The following is a 4,880-nucleotide window of genomic DNA, read 5'->3' on the forward strand; positions in this document are numbered from 1 at the left end:
GCCGTCGAAGATCTGGCAGAACTCGTCGGCCAGGATGACGTTGCTGGGCAGCTCGCACATGACGTACACCTGCAGGCCGTTTTCCCCTCGCACCAGGCCGTGGCGGGCCATCTCCTCCAGCACCTTGTGCCCCTCTTCGGGGGTGCGGCAGAAGGGGATCATCAAGATGACGTTGGTCAGGCCCATCTCGTCCCGCACCCGTTTCATGGCCCGGCACTCCAGCGCAAAGCCATCGCGGTAGCGGGGATCCGTGTAGCGGGAGGCCCCCCGCCAGCCAATCATGGGGTTTTCCTCGTGGGGCTCATAGCGGGATCCGCCCAGCAGGTGGGCGTATTCGTTGCTCTTGAAGTCCGACAGGCGCACAATCACCGGCTTGGGGTAGAAGGCAGCGGCGATGGTGGCCACCCCCTGGGCCAGCTTGTCTACAAAGTACTCCGGCTTGTCGGCGTACTGGGCGGTGAGCTCCGCCAGGCGCGGCTCCTCCTTGACCGCCTCGTCGTAGTGGATCAAGGCCAGAGGGTGGATCTGGATGTGGTTGGCGATGATGAACTCCAGCCGCGCCAGACCCACGCCGTCGCAAGGGATCTCGCTCAGGCCAAAGGCTTTTTCCGGGTTGCCCACGTTCATCATCAGTTGGGTGCGGGGGCGGGGCAGCTCCTCTAGCGGGATCTCCGTCACCTCATAGGGCAATAGACCAGGATAGACGCGCCCTTCCTCCCCTTCAGCGCAGGAGACGGTGATGGGATCGCCGGAGCGGAGCACCTGTGTGGCGTTGCCGCAGCCAACAATGGCCGGGATCCCCAGCTCGCGGGCAATGATGGCCGCATGGCAGGTTCTGCCCCCCTGGTTGGTGACGATGGCGCTGGCCTTTTTCATGATTGGCTCCCAGTCGGGATCGGTTTTCTCCGTCACCAGCACCTCGCCGGCCTGGAACTGATCCGAGCGGCGCACATCCAAAATGACGCGGGCTGTGCCCTGGCCGATGGCTTCCCCCACCGCCCGTCCCCGCACCAGGGGGTCTGGGCGCGCCTCCGTCTGCGTAAAGCGGTAGGTTTTGAGGCGGTTGGTGGCCTTTTGGGATTGCACCGTCTCGGGGCGGGCCTGGACGATGAACAGCTCGCCCGTGATCCCGTCTTTGGCCCACTCAATGTCCATGGGGGTGAAGCGGCCCCGCAGCGCCGAGTAGTGCTCTTCGATGAGGCAGGCCCAGCGAGCCAGCTCTAGGATCTCGTCGTCCTGCAGGGCATATTGGCGGCGCAGGCTCTCGGGGACGGGTACGTTTTTGGTGGAACGGGATCCCTCCTCGTCGTAGACCAGCTTCAGGGCTTTGCTGCCCAGCTTGCGGGAGAGGATGGGGCGCAGCCCCTGCTTTAGGGTAGGTTTGAAGACCACGTATTCGTCGGGGTTGACGATGCCTTGCACCACGTTTTCCCCCAGCCCATAGGCAGCGGTGATCAACACCGCGTCTTTAAAGCCCGTTTCTGGGTCGATGGAGAACATCACCCCCGAACAGGCCAAGTCCGAGCGCACCATCTTCTGCACCCCCACCGAGAGGGCCACCTGGAAGTGGTCAAAGCCCTTGATCTGGCGGTAGGAGATGGCCCGGTCGGTAAACAGGCTGGCAAAGCAGCGGTGGCAGGCATTCAGCACTGCCTGGATCCCGTGCACGTTGAGGTAGGTCTCCTGCTGGCCGGCAAAGCTGGCATCCGGCAGGTCTTCTGCTGTGGCGCTGGAGCGCACTGCCACATCGGTATCGGGGCCGTAGCGCTCGCACAGCTTCTGGTAGGCTTCGCTGATGGCCTGCTCCAACTCTGGGGGGAAAGGCGTCTGCAGAATCAAGGTGCGGGCGGCTTTGCCCCGCTCGCGCAGGTTCCGCACATCCTCGATATCGAGGTCTTTGAGGATCTCCCGCAGCTTCTCCTCGAGGCCGGCAGCGGCGATGAACTGGCGATAGGCATGGGCGGTGGTGGCAAACCCCAGGGGCACGCGGATTCCTTTGGGGGTCAACTGCTGCAGCATTTCCCCTAGAGAGGCGTTTTTCCCACCCACCTGGGCCACGTCCCGCAGCCCCACCTCTATGAGGGGCACAACCAAGGGTGGCTCTGAGCCAAGCTGGCGTTGAGGGGGCTGTTGAAGCTGGGATCCCAGCGCTACTCCATCCGACATGCTTTGTCTCCTTGTGCCCATCAGAGCAAGCGTGATAGTTGCAAAAAGACCTTCTCCCGCCAGGACCTGGCCTGGCTTCAAGGAGCTCTACCCCCACTAGTGTACTGAGGGTTTTCCTGGGGCTAGAATCCCGGCACAACGCCCCCAGAGACGGCTGAGATGGGGAGGAGACAAAGGCAATCTCGCCAGGATCCAGCTGAAAGAGCTGCCACAAATCTTCGCCCTTTTTTACCTAATGCAAAAGTAACCGCTCTGCCACAATGTTTTCAAAGCAGCAGTTTGCCGAAACAGGGCAAATGGAAGGCCCCAGGGATCCGGTGGCAGCAATTCGCCAGGTAAGAGTGACGGAAAAACAGCAGGGCTTGCGGCTGGATCGCGGGTTGGCGGAACAACTGCCGGAGCTGTCGCGCTCGCGCCTGCAGCAGCTCATTCGCCAGGGCCAGGTTTGGCTCAATGGGCGGCCCTGCCTGGATAAGGATCGCCCCCTGCAAGCCGGGGATGAGATTGAGGTGCGGATCCCGCCAGCCACCCCTACAACTTTGGAGCCGGAGCGGATCCCCTTAGACATTCTCTACGAAGATGAGGATCTGCTGGTCATCAACAAGCCGCGCGGTCTGGTGGTGCATCCTGCTCCTGGACATGCCAGCGGCACGCTGGTGCATGCATTGCTGGCCCACTGTCCTCGCCTTTCCGGGATCAACGGCGAGCTGCGCCCAGGGATCGTCCATCGCCTCGACAAGGACACCACCGGTGCCCTGGTGATTGCCAAACACGATCAGGCCCACCAGCATCTGCAGGCCCAGATCCAGGCCAAGACGGCTCGGCGCATCTATCTAGGGGTGGTGTTTGGCCGGCCAGCCCAGAGCCAAGGCACGATCTCTGCCCCCATTGGCCGCCACCCGGTGGAGCGGCAGAAGATGGCGGTTTTGCCCTCTGGCCAAGGGCGAGCGGCGGTAACCCACTGGCAGGTGCTGGAGCGCCTGGGCAACTACACCCTGATGCAGTTTGAACTGGAGACCGGCCGCACCCATCAAATTCGGGTGCATGCCGCCCACCTGCGCCTGCCCATTGTCGGGGATCCCCTCTATACCCAGAGCAAAACCAGCCCCGTCAAACTCAGTGGCCAAGCTCTCCACGCCTGGAAGCTCTCCTTTGTCCACCCGCGCACCGGCCAGCCGCTGCAGTTTACTGCCCCTCTGCCGGAAGAGTTCGAGCGGCTGCTGCGGCAGTTGCGCAGCCAGGCCGGATAGGCAGCTTCTAGGGTCGCTCTCGGCCCTGTCTGGCCTGTCCAATCAGGGTTCATGCTGATCCCCGTGACCAAGAAGTTTCAACCTTCAGTAAATTTTTAGAGAAGTTGGAAGTGTTTTTGCCGGGTGAGTTGTTTAGAGTTGTCCCCACACCGGTGGGGCAGACAATTAAGACAATCTCACATCTACCGGGATCCCTTGCCTGGGTGGGCGACACTAGGACTGGGTCGCAGAAGCGCGATAGCTAAGGAGGGGAGTATGAGCAAGAGCCTGCTGGAGCAGTTGCGAGAGATGACCGTCGTGGTGGCCGACACGGGGGATATCAACGCCATTGAGACCTTTAAGCCGCAGGATGCCACCACCAATCCCTCTTTGATTACAGCAGCCGCCCAAATGCCCCAGTACCAGGGCATTGTCGATGAGACCTTGCTCAAGGCCCGCCAAGAACTGGGATCTAAAGCCGACACCAAAACCGTAGTGGCCCACGCCATCGATGAATTGGCGGTAGCCTTTGGCGTGCGCATTCTCTCCATCATCCCCGGTCGGGTTTCGACCGAGGTAGATGCCCGCCTCTCCTACGACACCGAGGCTACCGTAGCCAAGGCCCGCTACCTCATCGAGCTCTACAAGGCGGCAGGGGCGGATCCCAAGCGGGTGTTGATTAAAATTGCTTCGACCTGGGAAGGGATCCGCGCCGCCGAGATCCTAGAAAAAGAAGGGATCCACTGCAACCTGACTCTGATGTTTGGCCTGCACCAGGCCATTGCCTGTGCGGAAGCAGGGGTAACCCTCATCTCGCCCTTTGTGGGCCGCATCTTGGATTGGTACAAAAAACACACAGGCCGGGAGAGCTATCCCCCTGCTGAAGATCCGGGCGTGCAGTCGGTAACCCAGATCTACAACTACCTGCGCAAGTACGATTACCCGACGGAGGTAATGGGCGCCAGCTTCCGCAACATTGGGGAAATCATCGAGCTGGCCGGCTGCGATCTGCTTACCATCTCGCCAGTTCTCTTGGCGGAGCTGCAAAACACCGAAGGCCACCTGGAGCGCAAACTGGATCCGGAAAAAGCTAAGAAAATGGACATCCCGCGTCTGGTGATGGATCGAGCCACCTTCGACCAGATGCACCGGGAAAACCGCATGGCTTCAGAAAAGCTGGAAGAAGGGATCCAGGGCTTCTCCAAGGCGCTGGAGGTGCTGGAAAGGCTGCTCACCGAGCGGCTGCAGAAGCTGGAGGGCGCCAAGGAAACGATTACCCACGCCGCCCAGGATGTCTTCCGCATCTACGACCTGGATGGGGATGGCTTCATTACCCGCGAGGAGTGGATGGGGGCGGATCGCGTCTTCGATGCCCTCGACACCAACCAAGATGGCAAAATTACCCCCGAAGAAATGCTGGTCGGCCTAGGGGCAGCCGTCTACTTGAGGAATTAGCCAGCCAGCTCTATGGGCGAGAACTTTCGC

At 61.2% G+C, this 4,880-nt stretch carries 3 protein-coding genes; 2 read left to right on the forward strand and 1 reads right to left on the reverse strand.

Features of this window, described 5'->3' with window-relative positions; all coding sequences use genetic code 11:
* Positions 1-2,166, reverse strand: a 2,166-nt coding sequence (gene ppsA / locus NW841_RS11840; RefSeq protein WP_414386545.1) for a phosphoenolpyruvate synthase, incomplete at its 3' end; no start/stop codon positions are given.
* A 260-nt stretch (positions 2,167-2,426) separates the two neighbouring features.
* Here ppsA and NW841_RS11845 point away from each other — a divergent pair.
* Both NW841_RS11845 and NW841_RS11850 read left to right on the forward strand, forming a co-directional pair.
* Complete coding sequence (locus tag NW841_RS11845; protein ID WP_414372452.1) at positions 2,427-3,416, forward strand: RluA family pseudouridine synthase; 990 nt, start codon at positions 2,427-2,429, stop codon at positions 3,414-3,416.
* Positions 3,417-3,671: 255 nt separating this feature from the next.
* Positions 3,672-4,850: a transaldolase gene (locus tag NW841_RS11850; RefSeq protein WP_414365863.1), complete on the forward strand. Its 1,179-nt coding sequence runs from the start codon at positions 3,672-3,674 to the stop codon at positions 4,848-4,850.
* The last annotated feature ends 30 nt before the right edge of the window (positions 4,851-4,880 follow it).

The sequence above is a fragment of the Synechococcus sp. H60.3 genome (genome assembly GCF_047462295.1).
Lineage (GTDB): Bacteria > Cyanobacteriota > Cyanobacteriia > Thermostichales > Thermostichaceae > Thermostichus.

Coding starts and splice junctions, on each gene's coding strand:
- NW841_RS11845 (WP_414372452.1), top strand. CDS start 2,427: ATGTTTTCAAAGCAGCAGTTTGCCGAAACAGGGCAAATGGAAGGCCCC.
- NW841_RS11850 (WP_414365863.1), top strand. CDS start 3,672: ATGAGCAAGAGCCTGCTGGAGCAGTTGCGAGAGATGACCGTCGTGGTG.